The 14790-nt window shown below is 72.0% G+C and carries 14 protein-coding genes and 1 tRNA gene; 6 read left to right on the top strand and 9 right to left on the bottom strand.

Going from position 1 to position 14790, the window contains the following annotated elements:
- Positions 1-26: 26 nt before the first annotated feature.
- The 3 genes from ASC64_RS22480 to glyA all read left to right on the top strand — a co-directional run bounded on the left by ASC64_RS22480 (position 27) and on the right by glyA (position 3192).
- A complete protein-coding gene (locus tag ASC64_RS22480; protein ID WP_056906374.1) occupies positions 27-1238 on the top strand; it encodes a hypothetical protein in 1212 nt (403 codons plus the stop codon).
- Positions 1239-1310: 72 nt separating this feature from the next.
- A complete protein-coding gene (locus tag ASC64_RS04640; RefSeq protein WP_156385021.1) occupies positions 1311-1697 on the top strand; it encodes a response regulator transcription factor in 387 nt (128 codons plus the stop codon).
- Positions 1698-1860: 163 nt separating this feature from the next.
- A complete protein-coding gene (gene glyA, locus ASC64_RS04635; protein ID WP_056906411.1) occupies positions 1861-3192 on the top strand; it encodes a serine hydroxymethyltransferase in 1332 nt (443 codons plus the stop codon).
- Positions 3193-3277: 85 nt separating this feature from the next.
- On the opposite strand, the gene ASC64_RS04630 is transcribed toward glyA, so the two are convergent.
- Both ASC64_RS04630 and ASC64_RS04625 read right to left on the bottom strand, forming a co-directional pair.
- Positions 3278-3349: transfer RNA gene (locus tag ASC64_RS04630), tRNA-Val, on the bottom strand.
- A 49-nt stretch (positions 3350-3398) separates the two neighbouring features.
- Entirely contained in the window at positions 3399-3887 is a 489-nt protein-coding gene (locus tag ASC64_RS04625) for a PGPGW domain-containing protein (protein WP_056906372.1), read from the bottom strand.
- A 167-nt stretch (positions 3888-4054) separates the two neighbouring features.
- On the opposite strand from ASC64_RS04625, the gene ASC64_RS04620 reads away from it, so the two are divergent.
- Positions 4055-4489 (top strand): SsgA family sporulation/cell division regulator, encoded by a 435-nt coding sequence (locus ASC64_RS04620; RefSeq protein ID WP_056906371.1) that lies wholly within the window; start codon positions 4055-4057, stop codon positions 4487-4489.
- 68 nt (positions 4490-4557) lie between these two features.
- Here the strand turns inward: ASC64_RS04620 and ASC64_RS04615 are convergent, their stop codons facing one another.
- From ASC64_RS04615 to priA, 7 genes are all read right to left on the bottom strand, one after another.
- Positions 4558-6366 (bottom strand): ABC transporter ATP-binding protein, encoded by a 1809-nt coding sequence (locus ASC64_RS04615; protein WP_308195207.1) that lies wholly within the window; start codon positions 6364-6366, stop codon positions 4558-4560.
- Entirely contained in the window at positions 6363-8192 is a 1830-nt protein-coding gene (locus tag ASC64_RS04610) for an ABC transporter ATP-binding protein (protein ID WP_056906370.1), read from the bottom strand. The genes ASC64_RS04615 and ASC64_RS04610 overlap by 4 nt, the downstream gene beginning before the upstream one ends.
- 112 nt (positions 8193-8304) lie before the next feature.
- The gene (locus tag ASC64_RS04605; RefSeq protein WP_056906369.1) at positions 8305-9054 is read right to left on the bottom strand and encodes an amino acid ABC transporter ATP-binding protein; all 750 of its coding nucleotides are present in this window, start codon (positions 9052-9054) and stop codon (positions 8305-8307) included.
- A complete protein-coding gene (locus tag ASC64_RS04600; RefSeq protein WP_056906368.1) occupies positions 9051-9932 on the bottom strand; it encodes an amino acid ABC transporter permease in 882 nt (293 codons plus the stop codon). The genes ASC64_RS04605 and ASC64_RS04600 overlap by 4 nt, the downstream gene beginning before the upstream one ends.
- Positions 9932-10837, bottom strand: a complete 906-nt coding sequence (locus ASC64_RS04595) for an ABC transporter substrate-binding protein (protein WP_056906367.1) — start codon at positions 10835-10837, stop codon at positions 9932-9934. The genes ASC64_RS04600 and ASC64_RS04595 overlap by 1 nt, the downstream gene beginning before the upstream one ends.
- Before the next feature lie 27 nt (positions 10838-10864).
- Positions 10865-11626 (bottom strand): imidazole glycerol phosphate synthase subunit HisF, encoded by a 762-nt coding sequence (hisF, locus tag ASC64_RS04590; protein WP_056906366.1) that lies wholly within the window; start codon positions 11624-11626, stop codon positions 10865-10867.
- Entirely contained in the window at positions 11623-12375 is a 753-nt protein-coding gene (priA, locus tag ASC64_RS04585) for a bifunctional 1-(5-phosphoribosyl)-5-((5-phosphoribosylamino)methylideneamino)imidazole-4-carboxamide isomerase/phosphoribosylanthranilate isomerase PriA (protein WP_056906365.1), read from the bottom strand. Before priA ends, hisF begins: the two co-directional genes overlap by 4 nt.
- A gap of 134 nt (positions 12376-12509) precedes the next feature.
- On the opposite strand from priA, the gene ASC64_RS04580 reads away from it, so the two are divergent.
- The gene (locus tag ASC64_RS04580) at positions 12510-13514 is read left to right on the top strand and encodes an NAD-dependent epimerase/dehydratase family protein (protein ID WP_056906364.1); all 1005 of its coding nucleotides are present in this window, start codon (positions 12510-12512) and stop codon (positions 13512-13514) included.
- Between the two features lie 171 nt (positions 13515-13685).
- Positions 13686-14780 (top strand): PP2C family protein-serine/threonine phosphatase, encoded by a 1095-nt coding sequence (locus tag ASC64_RS04575; protein WP_056906363.1) that lies wholly within the window; start codon positions 13686-13688, stop codon positions 14778-14780.
- Positions 14781-14790 lie beyond the last annotated feature (10 nt).

The raw sequence follows: 14790 nt of genomic DNA, 5'->3' as shown, positions 1-14790 counted from the left end.
CGACCGACCAACAGCAGGTGACGACGATGAACATGATGACGACGCTCGACCTGGGGACGCGGGACACCGGCCTGGCCGCTGGCTGCGGTGGCGGCTGCGGCGGTGGCTGCGGCGGTGGCTGCGGCGGTGGCTGCGGTGGCACGCGCGGGTGCACGGGCTGCTCGGACGTGGCCGAACGGCCGCGCTGGTTCGCGGGCCAGCTGGTCGGTCCCGGCGACCTCGAGGCCCTCCAGGAGTGGGTCCTGGGACGGTCCCGGCGGCACAACCGGCTGGTCCACGGCTGGGGAGTCTCGTGCGGCCTGGCCGTCAGCGCGACCACGTCCCCGGTGACCGGCGAGGGCATCCCGTGGTCGGTGACCGTGACCCCCGGCTACGCCCTGTCCGGCTGTGGCGACGAGGTGTGCGTGCCAGCGGCGGTGACCATCGACATCCGGCAGCCGCGACCGGAGGGAGCCGACCTGTGTGCGCCCCCCGTCGACCCGTGGTGCGCCCCCGTGCGCGAGCGTCGCGACCCCGACCGCACCTACTACCTCGCCATCAGGTACGACGAGCAGCCCACCCGCCCGGTGCGGTCCGCCGGCTGCGGCTGCGGGTGCGGCGACGACCCGTGCGAGTACAGCCGGGTCCGTGAGACGTACTCCCTGGCGATCCTCGACGAGCTCCCCGACTGCTACGACGCCGAGCCGGCGACGGACGAGGGCGACGTCCGCGGGACGGGGGCGTCGGAAGCGGTCCGGGAGGCGATCTCGTGCAGCCCCAGGATCCGCGAGCTCGGCACCCGCCCCTGCCCCGACTGCTGCTCGCCCTGGGTGGTGCTCGCCGACCTGAGGATCGACGCGGCCGGGACGGTGACCGTCGACCCGCTGGCGCACCGCCGGTTCATCGCGTCCTTCGGCAGCTTCGCGTTCTCCTGCTCGCCGGGCGTCCAGCCGTCCGGTGGCAAGGAGCTCAACCGGGCGGAGCTCAACGTCATCAAGGGATCGTTCGCCAACGCGGTGGCCGCCGACATCGAGTCCGCCGACGCCGACACGATCATGGCCACGCCTGCCCTGCAGCTCCGGGGCGCCTCCCGCGCCAAGGCCTTCCGTGACCTGCTGGGCGACCGGTCGGTGGCGGAGCTGGCGGCCTCGGACCTGGGGGCACTCACCGCGGCCGGTCGCGCCGCGGGCGTCGACCCCGAGGACATCGACCACCTCCACTCGGTGGCGGTCATGGTGACGCGGATGGCCGGGCGGTAGTCCGTCGTCGCAGCGCGGAGCATTGTTACCGTTCTGCCGCGCCGTTGTTACTCCGCCGTGTACCTTGCGAGAGTGCCGACGACAGTGCTCCTCGTGGAGGACGAGCCCGACCTGGTCCGCGTGATGACGATCTCGTTGTCGCGGGCCGGCTTCGAGGTGCTCGTGTGCGGCACCAGCGCCGACGCCGTCGACCTCCTCGCGACGCACCACGTCGACATCCTGATCACTGACCGCGGGCTTCCCGACGCGGACGGCGCCGACCTGGTCAGGGAGGTACGGCGCGACGGCTTCGCCGGCCCGGTCCTCATCGCGAGCGGACGCTCCGGACCGGCCCACGACGAGGAGTGCCTCGCAGCGGGCGCCGACGGCATCCTGTCGAAGCCGTTCCGGCTGGCCGACCTGGTGACCCGCCTCCACGCCCTGGTGCCGCCGGAGGCGACCTGCGCGCCGGCCCCCTAGCGACACCTCCTGCGCGATCGACTGGCGATCATCCTCCCGGGGAGCCGGGAGACCCCGCGGGAAGTCACGTCACAGGTTCGCTGACGGCGGCACCGTCAGTTGCCTACCGTTCACCTCGCAGCGCGACGTCATGCCGACGATGCCCGTGAGTGAGGAGAACCCCGTGTCGCAGCCCCCCGTCACCCGTCCCTGGCTGTCCGCTCCGGTGTCCGAGCGCATCAGCGAGGTGTCGTCCCGCCGGCTCACTGGAGGCGAGCTGCAGGACGAGATCGAGCGACTGGCCGAGGAGAACCACCGCATCCACGACCGCACCTGCCTCAACCTCAACCCGGCGACCAACATCATGAATCCGCGAGCCGAGGCACTGCTCTCGGCGAAGCTCGGGTCCCGCGCATCGCTGGGACACCCGGGCGACAAGTACGAGACCGGCCTCGAGGCGATCGAGCAGATCGAAGTGCTGGCCGCCGACGTCGCCTGCCGCGTGTTCGAGGCCACCTACGCAGAGGTCCGCGTGGGATCCGGGGCGTTGGCCAACCTGTACGCGTTCATGGCGACCTGCGAGCCGGGCGACACCATCATCGCTCCGCCCCCCACCATCGGGGGCCACGTCACGCACCACCTCGGAGGCGCCGCCGGGTTGTACGGGCTGACTGTCGTCCACGCACCGGTGGACCCCGACGGCTACACCATCGACGTCGAGGCACTGCGGTCCCTCGCACGGCAGGTCCGTCCTCGGCTGATCACGATCGGCGGCAGCCTCAACCTCTTTCCGCACCCGGTCGCGGCCATCCGCGAGGCCGCGGACGAGGTGGACGCGCTGGTCCTCTTCGACGCCGCCCACCAGTGCGGCATGTTCGCCGGACGCGCGTGGCCCAACCCCCTCACCGAGGGTGCCCACCTGATGACGATGAGCACCTACAAGAGTCTCGGCGGACCGCCCAGCGGCCTCATCGTCACCAACGAGGCCGACCTGGCCCAACGGCTGGATGCCATTGCCTACCCGGGTCTCACGGCCAACTTCGATGCCGGCAAGACCGCCGCTCTCGCCGTGACGCTGGCCGACTGGGAGGTCGCCGGCGCCGCCTACGCCCGAGCAATGGTCGACACCGCGCGTGCCCTCGCCGACAGCCTGCACGCGCTCGGCACACCCCTGTTCGCGGCCGACCGCGGCGCGACCACGTCGCACCAGCTCGCCATCCTGGCGCATCAGTACGGGGGCGGGCAGCGCGCCTCCCAGGACCTGCGGCTCGCGAACCTGCTCGCGTGCGGCATCGGGCTGCCGGCAGCGCCGGTCGAGGGCGACACCAACGGGCTGCGCATCGGTACCCCCGAGATCGCCCGACTCGGGATGACACCGGCCGACATGCCCACCCTCGCCTCGTTCGTCGACCGCGCGCTCGCCGGCGCCGAGTCCGCCGCGGCGGTCGCGCCCGAGGTCACCGAGTGGCGCAGCGGGTTCAGCGGCACGCACTTCACCGTCGATCTCCCGTCCTGAGCCGACGTCACGGAGCGGCAGGAGCCGAAATCGGAACCGCCCCCGATCTGCGATCCTCGCAGGTCAGGGGCGGTCTTCTTCTCGGTGGGCGATACTGGGTTCGAACCAGTGACCTCTTCGGTGTGAACGAAGCGCGCTACCACTGCGCCAATCGCCCGAGACGCCGGAACGATATCCCATGGCGGGACCGGACCGGGAATCAGGGGTCACGTGCGTCCCGAACGCTCCTTGTCGTTCTCCTCGATCTCACGGCTGAGCTGGTCGACGGCGTCGTCGTCACCGTGGAAGCGCCGGTAGCTGTAGACGATCAGGGCCAGGGCGATCATCGCGGACAGGACCTGGGTGATGCCCGTCCACATGCCCCCGGGCAGCCACCACGTGTCGGACAGCGGCCACCACCCCGGCGACGGCGGCTTCATGATCCACAGCACACCCAAGCCGGCGAGCACGAGGGCGCCCACGCACGAGGCGACGATCCGCGGCCAGGTCTCGACGCCCTCAGCGGCGCCCTTGAGCGCCCGCAGCCGGACCGGCTCGACGCGGCGCTCGGCCCAGTCGTACTGCTGGGAGAGCAGCGCAAGACCGGCGAAGATGCCGAGGAGGCCGGGGCCAGGGAGGAAGATCATGGCGATGCCGAGCAGCAGCAGCGCCCAGCCGAGGACCTCGAGACCGATGCGCTTGGCTGCCCCCGTCATGGGGAGACCCTAGCGGTCGTACCCAACGCGGCGCGCGCTCGTTGTCATGGGCGAGGGCGATCCGCCTGTCTGGACCGCCCCGGATCATTTTTCGCCATTCCGCATCACGAAGACCTCCCGGTGTCGTCTCATGAGCATCCACACAGGGAACCCCCGAAGGAGCCTTGATGAACATGTCCGGTGGCGGGCACACGCTCGCCGATGTCGCGTTGGACATCACCGTCGAGTGCATGGACGACCGTGGCATCCGCCACGAGATCGACACCGTGCTCGGCTACCGGCGCACCGACCCGTTCGCCGTGTCGATGACCTTCGTCACCGGCGAGGGCAACCTCGTGTGGACCTTCGGTCGCGACCTGCTGATGCGCGGCGCCCACTCCCCCACCGGCGATGGCGACGTGCACGTCTCCCCGGCCGTCAGCTTCACCGGCCGGGCCATGGTCAGCATCGAGCTCAGCTCGCCCGACGGCCACCTCGTCCTGCTGGCGCGCACCTCGGACGTCGACGACTTCCTGACGCGCTCCTCGGCGGTGGTCAGCCCGGGCACCGAGTCCGAGCACTTCGACGTCGACATGCTGATCAGCCAGGTCCTGGCCTCCTGAGCCTGGCCTCCTGAGCCTGGCCTCCTGAGCCTGGCCTGCTGACCCGCGGCCGCGGGCCCCCGGCACGCCTAGAGACGCGAGTGCTGGGCCACCCAGCTGGCGTGCAGCCCGGCGTAGACGCTGCCGGCCTGCGCGACGAGCACCGCGTGCGGGCCGCGCTGCACGACCCGGCCCTTGTCGACCACGATCACCTCGTCGGCACCCTCCGCCGTGGAGAGCCGGTGCGCGATCGTCACCGACGTGCGCGACTGCATGAGCCGCTCGAGTGCGCGGCCGATCTGCATCTCCAGCGACGGGTCGACGGCGCTGGTGGCCTCGTCGAGCACGAGCAGGTCGGGATCCGCCAGGTGGGCGCGGAGCAGGGCGACGAGCTGGCGCTCGCCGGCAGACAGCGACTCGCCGCGCTGGCCGACCTGCGTGTCGAGGCCGCGCGGCAGCCCGGCCAGCCAGTCGTCGACGCCGAGCTCGGCCGCCGAGGCGCGGATCTCGTCCTCGGTGGCGTCGAGCTTGCCGTAGCGCACGTTGGCCGTGATCGTGTCGTCGAACAGGAAGCCCTCCTGCGGCACCAGCACGACGCTGCGCCGCAGCGACCGGGCGTCGATGCGGCGTACGTCGACGCCGTCGAGGAGCACCGCACCCTCGACGGGGTCCATCAGGCGGGTCAGCAGCTTGGCGAAGGTGGACTTGCCCGAACCCGTCTCGCCCACGATCGCGACCCGGGTGCCCGCCTCGATGGCCAGGTCGATGTCGCGCAGCACGGGCGGGCCGTCGGGGTAGCTGAAGGTGACGTCGCGGAACCGGACGTCGATCGGCCCCCGCGGCAGCTGCTCGCCCTCGGGGCCGGGGTCGACGAGGTCGGCCGGGGTCTCCAGGATGCCGAGGACGCGGCGCCAGCTGGCGATGGCGTTCTGGGCGTCGGTGAGGATCTGGGTGCCCATCTGGACCGGCCCGACGAAGAGCGTGACCAGGAACGCGAAGGCCAGCACTTTGCCGGGGGTCATGTCGCCGGTGAAGCCGAGCAGGACGCCCACCACGATGACGCCGGCGTTGGCGAGGCCGGCCGAGAGCCCGCCGAGGGAGAACGACGTCACGGTGTAGGTCTGGGCGTGCGTGTAGGCGTCCTGCCAGTCCTGGATGGCGGTGTCGATGCGCGCCTGGGTGCGGTCCTCGACGCCGTAGGAGCGGACCACTGCGGCGCCGACCACCGGCTCGGAGATGGCGCCGAGCAGCACGCCCACCTGGTGGCGGACGACGGTGTAGGCGGCCGAGAGCTTCTTCTGGAACCAGCGGATCGACAAGAACAGCGGCGCGAAGGCGAGCCAGACGACCAGCGCGAGCTCCCAGCTGTAGACCACCATCAGCACCGTCGCCACGAGAACCTGGCCCATGCTGACCACGAAGATCAGGCCGCCGAAGACGAGGAACTGGCTGACCTGGTCGACGTCGGAGGTCACCCGCGAGACGAGAGCGCCGCGGCGCTCGGTGTTCTGGGTCAGCAGCGGCAGGTCGTGGACGTGGCGGAAGGCCTTGGTGCGCAGCGTGGCCAGGCCGCGTTCGGAGGTGGTGAAGAGCCGCCTGGTCATGAGGTAGGAGGCCCAGCTCGTCACGCCGATCGCAACCGCCGCGAGGAGTCCCATCCAGGCGACGTAGTCGAGGCGCGGACCGCCGGGGCCGTTGAGGCCGCGGTCGAGCGTCTGCTGGACCGCGATGGGCACCACGACCTGGCCGCACGAGGCCACGACGGCGAGCACGAGCGTGAGCCCGATGCCCTCACGGAGCTCGGGAGAGTACGTCATGCCGAGGCGCAGGGTGGCGAGGGCGCCGATGTCCTCGCCGGTGTCCATCCTCGTGCCGGACGTCGCGGTGGTGGTGCTCACTGTCGGCTCCCCCCGTCGACGACCGACGCGGACTCGGCGTCGATCGCCGCGGCGTTCTCGTAGGCGTTGACCAGCTGGGCGTAGGCGGGGCTGGAGGCCAGCAGCTCGGCGTGCGTGCCGCGCCCGACGATGCGGCCGCCGTCGAGGTGGAGCACCTCGTCGGCCAGGGAGATCGTGGCCTTGCGGTAGGCCACGACCACCAGCGACGTCGCGGACCCGGCGGAGTGCTCGTCGCGCAGCGAGGCGAGGATCCGCGCCTCGACCTCCGGGTCGACCGCGGACGTGGCGTCGTCGAGGATCAGCAGCCGCGGCCGCCGCACGAGCGCTCGGGCCAGGGACAGCCGCTGGCGCTGGCCGCCCGAGAGCGAGGTGCCGCGCTCGCCCAGCTTGGTGTCGAGGCCGTCGGGCAGCGCCGCGACGAAGCCGTCGGCCTGGGAGGTGCGCAGGGCGCCCCAGACGACGTCGTCGGGCACGTCGGCGCCGAGCGTCACGTTGCCGCGGACGGTGTCGTCGAACATGAAGGCGGTCTGCGGGACGAGCGCCACGTCGCGGGGCAGCTCGCCCTTGCGCAGGCCGGTGAGGTCGTGCCCGTCGATGCGGATCGTGCCCGCGTCGGGGTCGACGAGCCGCGTCATCAGGCTGGTGAGCGTGCTCTTGCCCGACGCGGTGGCGCCGACGAGGGCGACCGTGCGACCGGGCTGGACGTCGAAGTCCACGCCGCGCAGGAGCGGCGCGTCGGCGTCGTAGGAGTAGTGGAGGTCGTCGACCTCGAGCAGGGCACCGCCGCTGGCCGGCGGCAGCCGGTCCTCGCCGTAGGTCATCGTGCCGCGGGCGTCGAGCACCGCCTTGGCGCGGCGGTAGCCCACGACCGAGCGCGGGAACTCGCCGAGCAGCCAGCCGATCGCGCGGATCGGGAAGGAGACGATGGTCAGCAGGTAGGCCACGGTGACCACGTCGCCCGCCTCCGTCGCCCCGCTCGCGACCCGGGAGACGCCCACTGCCAGCACGACGAGCACCCCGAGGTTGGGGAGGCTGGCGAGGGTGGGGTCGAAGATCGCGCGGAACCGGCCGGCGCGGATGTTGACGTCACGCAGCTCGTGGGCCTTGGCCCGGAAGCGGTCGGTCTCCTCGACCTCACGACCGAGGGTCTTGACGACCATCGCGCCGTCGAAGGACTCGTGGGCGATCTCGCTGACCTCGGCACGCAGGCCCTGCGCGCGGGTCATCAGCGGTGAGGAGTAGTGCTGGTAGAGCAGGTTGGCCACGACCACGGCCGGGAACACCAGCAGCCCGACCAGCGCCATCACCACGTCGGCGAGGAACATCTGCACCACGGCGACGACCATCATCACGATCGTCCCGAGCGCCATGGGCAGCGGCATGATCGGCGCCCAGGCCGCCTCCACGTCGGAGTAGGCGTTGGAGAGCAGCTGCCCCGTCGGGTGGCGCTGGTGCCACTCCATGGGCAGGGAGAGGTACTGGCGGGTCACCCCGCGACGCGTGTGGGACTGCATCCGGTAGTACATGATCCCGCCGCCCAGGCGGCGCGCGACGATGCCGACGGCACGCAGGATCGCCACGCCCATGAACAGCGCGACGACCCACACCAGCATGTCGGTGCCGATCTCGCCGGTGTCGAACGCGGGGATCAGGACGTGCTGGGTGGACCAGCCGAGGACCCACGCGTCGGCGACGGTCAGCACGCCGAAGAGGACCGCGCCCAGCGTGGCGACGGTGAAGACCGTGGGCTCGCGCTTGATGCCGACCCACAGGACCCGGAAGCCGTCGAGAGTGGTGGTGCCCCGCAGCTCCGCGTCCTCAGCCACCTGTGTCGCCCGCCCCCTCGTCCGTCCGTCTCAGCCCGTCGGTTGCCGAGCGCAACCATCCAGCGGGGTCAGGCTATTCCTCGGCACCGACGATGGACGAATCGTTTGAAGGTCAAGCACGGATCCGCGACAGGAACGCCCGGGTGCGCTCCTGCTGCGGGTCCCCGAGCACCTGCTCGGGCCGGCCCTGTTCGTGGATCCGCCCGTCGTGGAGGAAGCAGACCTGGTCGGCGACGTCACGGGCGAAGCCCATCTCGTGGGTGTTGAGCAGCATCGTGACGCCCTCGCCCTTGAGCTCGGTCAGCAGGTCGAGCACCTCCCCCACCAGCTCCGGGTCGAGCGCCGAGGTGACCTCGTCGAGCAGCATCAGGCGCGGGTTGGCCACGAGGGCGCGGGCGATGGCCACCCGCTGCTGCTGGCCACCGGAGAGGTCGTCGGGGCGGGCGTCGGCCTTCTCCGCCAGCCCCACCCGGTCGAGCATCGCCAGGCCGCGCGTCCGCGCCTCGTCCGCGCCCACGCCGTGCACCAGGCGCAGCGCGAGCGTGACGTTGCCGACCACGTCGAGGTGCGGGAAGAGGTTGTAGGCCTGGAAGACCATCCCCATCCGGGAGCGCACCTCGTCGCCGTCCACGCGGGGGTCGGTGATGTCGCGGCCGTCGAAGGTGATGACGCCGTCGTCGACGACCTCGAGGAGGTTCACGCAACGCAGGAGGGTGGACTTGCCCGACCCGGACGCCCCGATCAGCACGACGCACTGGCCGGGCTCGATGGCGAGGTCGACGTCGCGGAGCACCACGTTGTCCCCGAAGGACTTGCGGACCCCGTCGAGGCGCAACAGCTCGGTGCCTTCTCTCGTGCTCACAGATGTCCTCCGGCGCCGTGGTAGCCCTTCTTGCGGGCGTACCGGTCGGTGAGTCGCGCCATCGGGATGGTGAGGCAGCAGAACAGCACGCCGGCGACGACGTAGGGCGTGTAGTTGAAGTCGAGGGCGGTCTCGATCTGCGCCTTGCGGATCGCGTCGGACACGCCGAGCACCGCGATCAGGCCGGAGTCCTTCTGGAGCGACACCAGGTCGTTCATCAGCGGCGGGATCACGCGTCGCCAGGCCTGCGGCAGCACCACGTGGCGCAGCGTCTGGCCGTAGGACAGCCCGAGCGACCGGCCGGCCAGCCGCTGGCTCGGGTGGACCGACTCGATGCCGGCGCGGAACACCTCGGCGACGTAGGCGGAGTAGGACAGCACGAGCGCGCTGCCGCCCCAGAACAGCGGCGACGTCGGCAGCCCCTGGAGGCTCAGCGCCGGCCCGCCGAAGCCCAGCAGGAAGATCACCAGCAGCAGCGGCAGGCCGCGGAACACGTCGACGTACGCCGTGCCGAGCAGGCGCAGTGGGAAGGCGACGGGGCCACGCAGGGTGCGCACCACCGCGACGGTGAGGCTGAGCACCAGGATCAGCAGCCAGCACACCACCATCACCCGGATGTTCAGCCACAGCCCGTCCAGCACCGCCGGGAACGACGACACCGCCTTGTCCCAGGAGAAGTACGTCTCCTGGACGCGGTCCCACCCCGGCGAGCTGACGACCGCGCCGCCGATCGCGCCGAGCAGCAGTAGCGTGCTGCCCGCCGCGATCACCGCGCTGCGGAGCGTGCGGCGCCGCCGCCACTCGTCGCGCTCGCGCTGGACCGGCGATGGGCGCCAGGCCTCGGCCTCAGGGGCCGCGTCGGCCACCTGGTCGGCCATCAGGACAGCTCGGGAGCGCCCTGCTGGGCCAGCCACTCCTGGTTGATCTGGTCGAGGATGCCGTCCTCGCGCAGCGCGTCGACCGCGGTGGAGATGCAGTCGGTGAGCGAGCTGCCCTTGGCCAGCACGGCGCCGAACTGCTCCGGCTCGCCCTCGGGCAGCGGGAGCTGGCCGACGATCATGCCGTCGTCGAGCTGGACCGCGGTCATGTAGTAGGCGGTGGGCAGGTCGACGACGATGCCGTCGATCTGGCCGTTCTTGAGCGCCTGCACCGCCTGGTCGTTGGTGTCGAAGACCGCCGGCTCCTGCGAGGGCTGGACCTGGTCGGTGATCGCGGTGTAGCTCGTCGTGCCGACCTGCGCACCGAGCTTGGCGTCGGCGAGGTCGGCCACGCTGGTCGCGCCGTCGATGGCGCTGCCCTTGTTGGTGATGACCGCCTGGACCACGTCGTAGTAGCCGGTCGAGAAGTCGACGGCCTTGCGGCGGGCCTCGGTGATCGAGACCTGGTTGACGTCGAGGTCGAAGTCCTTCGGGCCGGGCTGGACGACCTTGTTGAAGGGCACCGTGACCCACGCGACCTGGTCCTGGGTGTAGCCGAGCTGCTCGGCGATCGCGTAGGCCACCGCGGACTCGTAGCCCTTCCCGTTGGCCGGGTCGTTGTCGACGAACCACGGCTCGTAGGCCGGGTCGTCGGTGGCGATGGTCAGGGTGCCGTCGGTGACGGTCTCCATCGTGTCCGGCGTGCAGGTCTCGGCGTCGGGAGCCGCGGAGCCCGACGTCTCGCTCGCGGCGTCGGTGCCGCTGTCGGCCTCGTCGGTGGGTGCGCAGGCGGTGAGGGCGAGCGTCGCGGCGAGCGCGGCGACGGCGAGGGGCCGGGAGGTCTTCAGCCGGGAGGTCGTGAGCATGGCCGAATCCTACGGCCGCGTCCGACGTCAGCGGACCGGATGACCCGCCTTGGACAGACCGGCCTTGACGTCGCGGATGCTGAGGGTGCCGAAGTGGAACACCGTGGCCGCCAGCACCGCGTCGGCACCGGCGTCGACGGCAGGTGGGAAGTGCTCGACGGCACCCGCTCCCCCGCTCGCGATGACCGGGATGGACACCTCACGGCGCACGGCTCGGATGAGCTCGAGGTCGAAGCCGTCGGTCGTGCCGTCGGCGTCCATGGCGTTGAGCAGGATCTCGCCGGCTCCCAGCTCGGCGGCACGGACCGCCCACTCGATCGCGTCGAGGCCGGCGCTCTGGCGGCCGCCGTGCGTGGTGACCTCGAAGCCGCTGTCGGTCCCCGGCGCCCGGCGGGCGTCGACGCTGAGCACCAGCACCTGGTTGCCGAAGCGGCCGGCGATCTCGGCGACCAGCTCGGGCCGCCTGATCGCGGCGGTGTTGACGGCGACCTTGTCCGCGCCGGCGCGCAGCAGCCGGTCGACGTCGTCGACGCTGCCGACGCCGCCGCCCACCGTCAGCGGGATGAAGACCTCCTCGGCACACCGGCTGACGACCTCCATCGTGGTCGCCCGGCCCTCGTGGGAGGCGGAGATGTCGAGGAAGGTCAGCTCGTCGGCGCCCTCGGCGTCGTAGAGGCGGGCCAGCTCGACCGGGTCGCCGGCGTCGCGCAGCTCCTGGAAGTTGACGCCCTTGACGACCCGGCCACCGTCGACGTCGAGGCAGGGGATGACGCGGATCGCGAGGCTCATGGCCGGCCAGGCCTGGTCAGCGCAAGCGCGTCCTCGAGGCTGAACCGACCCTCGTAGAGCGCGGTGCCGGCGATGGCGCCCTCGACGCCCTCGTCCACGAGGGTCATCAGGGCGCGGATGTCGTCGAGGGTGGTGACGCCGCCGCTGGCCACGACCGGCTTGTCGGTGGCCGCGCACACGTCGCGCAGGAGCTGCAGGTTGGGGCCCTGGAGCATGCCGTCCTTGTTGACGTCGGTGACGACGTAGCGGGCGCAGCCCTCGGAGTCGAGGCGGGCGAGCGTCTCGTAGAGGTCGCCGCCGTCGCGGGTCCAGCCGCGGGCGGCCAGCGTCGTCCCCCGCACGTCGAGTCCGACGGCCACCCGGTCGCCGTACGTCGCGATCGCCCGGGCACACCACTCGGGCTGCTCGAGCGCTGCGGTGCCGATGTTGACCCGCCGGCAGCCTGCGGCCATCGCCGCCTCGAGCGACTCGTCGTCGCGGATGCCGCCGCTCATCTCGACCTGGATGTCGAGGGTGCCGACGATGCGGGCCTGCAGCTCCCGGTTGTGCCCGTGGCCGAACGCCGCGTCGAGGTCGACGAGGTGGATCCACTCGGCGCCCGCCTCCTGCCAGCGCAGCGCCGCCTCGATCGGGTCACCGAAGCGCTTCTCGGAGCCGTCCACGCCCTGCACGAGCTGGACGGCCTGGCCGCCCTTGATGTCGACGGCGGGCAGGAGCTCGAGGTAGCGGTCGTCCGGGGTGCTGGGCATGACCCGATCCTAGGAGCGCGCCCTGCGCACCCGGACGCGGCGGTGGTGGCGCGAGACGCCGGTCACCGCCGTCGGGTGCTCCGCCGGGAGCAGAACGGCGCGACCCGCGGCGGGCCGGAGTGGTTCACTGCGGCATGCGACTCCTGATCCTCGGTGGCACCAACTTCGTCGGCCGGGCCACCGCGACCGACGCCCTCGCCCGCGGTCACGACGTCACGTGCCTGGCCCGGGGCACGAAGCGGTCCCCACCGCACGGGGCGCGCCACGTCGTGGCCGACCGCACCACCCCGGAGGCGTACGACGACGTGGCGGGCGAGCGCTGGGACGCGGTCATCGACGTGGCGACCCAGCCGGGTCACGTCCGGAGCGCGGTCGCGGCCCTGTCGGGCAGCACCGACCACTGGCTCCACGTGTCGACCATCAGCGTCTACGCCGACCACTCCGTCGAGGGTGCGGACGAGACCGCCGAGCTGCTCGAGCCCCTGGCAGCCGACGAGATGGGCTCGATGGAGGACTACGGCCACGCCAAGGTCGCGTGCGAGCAGGCGGTGACGGCGGCGCTCGGTCCCGACCGGTCGCTGCTGGCCCGGGCCGGACTGATCGGCGGCCCGGGCGACCTGTCCGGGCGCACCGGCTACTGGCCGTGGCGCTTCGCGCACCCCGCCACCGACGACGGCAGCGTGCTCGTGCCGGTCGACCCGGGATGTCGTACCGCCCTCATCGACGTGCGCGACCTGGCTGCCTGGCTGGTGCACTGCGCCGGGACCGGGGCGACGGGTGCCCACGACGTGATCGCCAACGCGGCGCCGCTGGCCGACCACCTCGCCACCGCACGCGAGGTGGCCGGGCACACCGGGCCCGTCGTCGAGGTCGGTCCCGAGTGGCTGGCGGGGCACGGGGTCGCGCAGTGGTACGGCCCGCGGTCCCTGCCGCTCTGGGTCGGGCCGGAGGACAGCCCGGGGCTGGCGTCGCGCCCGACCACGCGCGCCCGTGCTGCGGGGCTCTCCCCGCGTCCGCTCGTCGAGACGCTGGCCGACGTGCTGGCGTGGGAGGGGGGCCGGGAGCAGCCCCACGGCTCCGGGCTCACCGACGAGGAGGAGCGGGAGCTGGTGTCGGCGGCGGCTGAGCGGTCCTCCTGACGCGCCAGGTAGGTCACGATCACCGCAATGTGGCCACGAGCCGCCACCGGATCGGGGAGGGTATGCCTACCGGCAGCGCGGGGAACTTGGGGCGGTGCGGGCAGGAGCCAGTGACGCTGGGACGACGCATCACGGAGCAGGTCCCCTCGGGTGGACGGAAGGCAGTCACAGGTGAACGCGGAGCTTCGCAAGGGGGGAGTCGAGCTGGCCGGCGCCACGTTGCTGTCGCTCGTCCTGCTCGACGTGCTCTTCCCGCAGGTGTCCCTGGCCGTCCTGTTCGCCCTGTCCCCCATGGTCGCCTGCGCGGTCCTCCCGCCGAAGCCCACCGCCGCCTTCGGCGTCGCCGCACTGTCGGCCGCGGTCGCGTCGCACTGGTGGACCGACGACTCGAACCTCGCCCAGCACGTCGTACGCGTCGCCGGCGTCGTCGCCTTCTCCGCGACCGCGGCTGTCGTGGCCCACATCCGGGTGCGGCGCGAGCACGAGCTCCAGCACGTGAGCCGGCTCGCCGAGGTTGCCCAGCGCGCCGTCCTGCCGGTCCTGCCCGCCCATGCCCGCCGCGTCGACATCGCCGTGCGCTACCGCTCAGCCACCGAGGACGCCGTCATCGGCGGCGACCTCTACGACTGCTACCACTCCCGCAACCACACCCGCTTCCTGGTGGGCGACGTCCGTGGGAAGGGACTCGGTGCCGTCGAGCAGGCGGCGCGCGTGATCCGCTCCTTCCGGCAGGCCGCTGCGTTCCAGCAGGACCTCGAGGCCGTCGCCGACGACATGAACAGCTATCTGCTTCCCTTCTTCGACCCCGAGGAGTTCGTCACCGCGATCCTCCTCGACACGACCGACGCCAGTCGGCCGCACATCGTCACCGCGGGTCACCCGCCGCCGCTGCTCATCCACCCCGACGGATCCAGCGAGTTCGTCGAGGTCGACAACGACCTCCCCCTCGGTCTCGGCTTCGGCTACGCGCGGCACGACTTCACCTGGGAGCCCGGCGACCGGCTCCTGCTCTACACCGACGGGCTCAGCGAGGCCCGCGACGCACAGGGCGAGTTCCTCGACCTCGTCGAGCTGGCACCCCACCTCGTCGGGCTCGACGTCGACGCCGCGGCGGACCGCCTCCTCGACCTGACCCGTGACCACTCCAGGGGCAGCACCGACGCAGCCGATGACATGGCCGTGCTCGTCCTCGAGCACGCCGTCGACGAGCAGGACTACCGCCCGGAGGACGCCCAGCACGACTGGGGCACCTCGCTCCCCCGCTGACGGGACGAGC

The sequence above is a fragment of the Nocardioides sp. Root122 genome (genome assembly GCF_001425025.1).
In the GTDB taxonomy this organism is placed as follows: Bacteria; Actinomycetota; Actinomycetes; order Propionibacteriales; family Nocardioidaceae; genus Nocardioides.
This window is presented reverse-complemented; position numbering and strand designations above follow the sequence as displayed.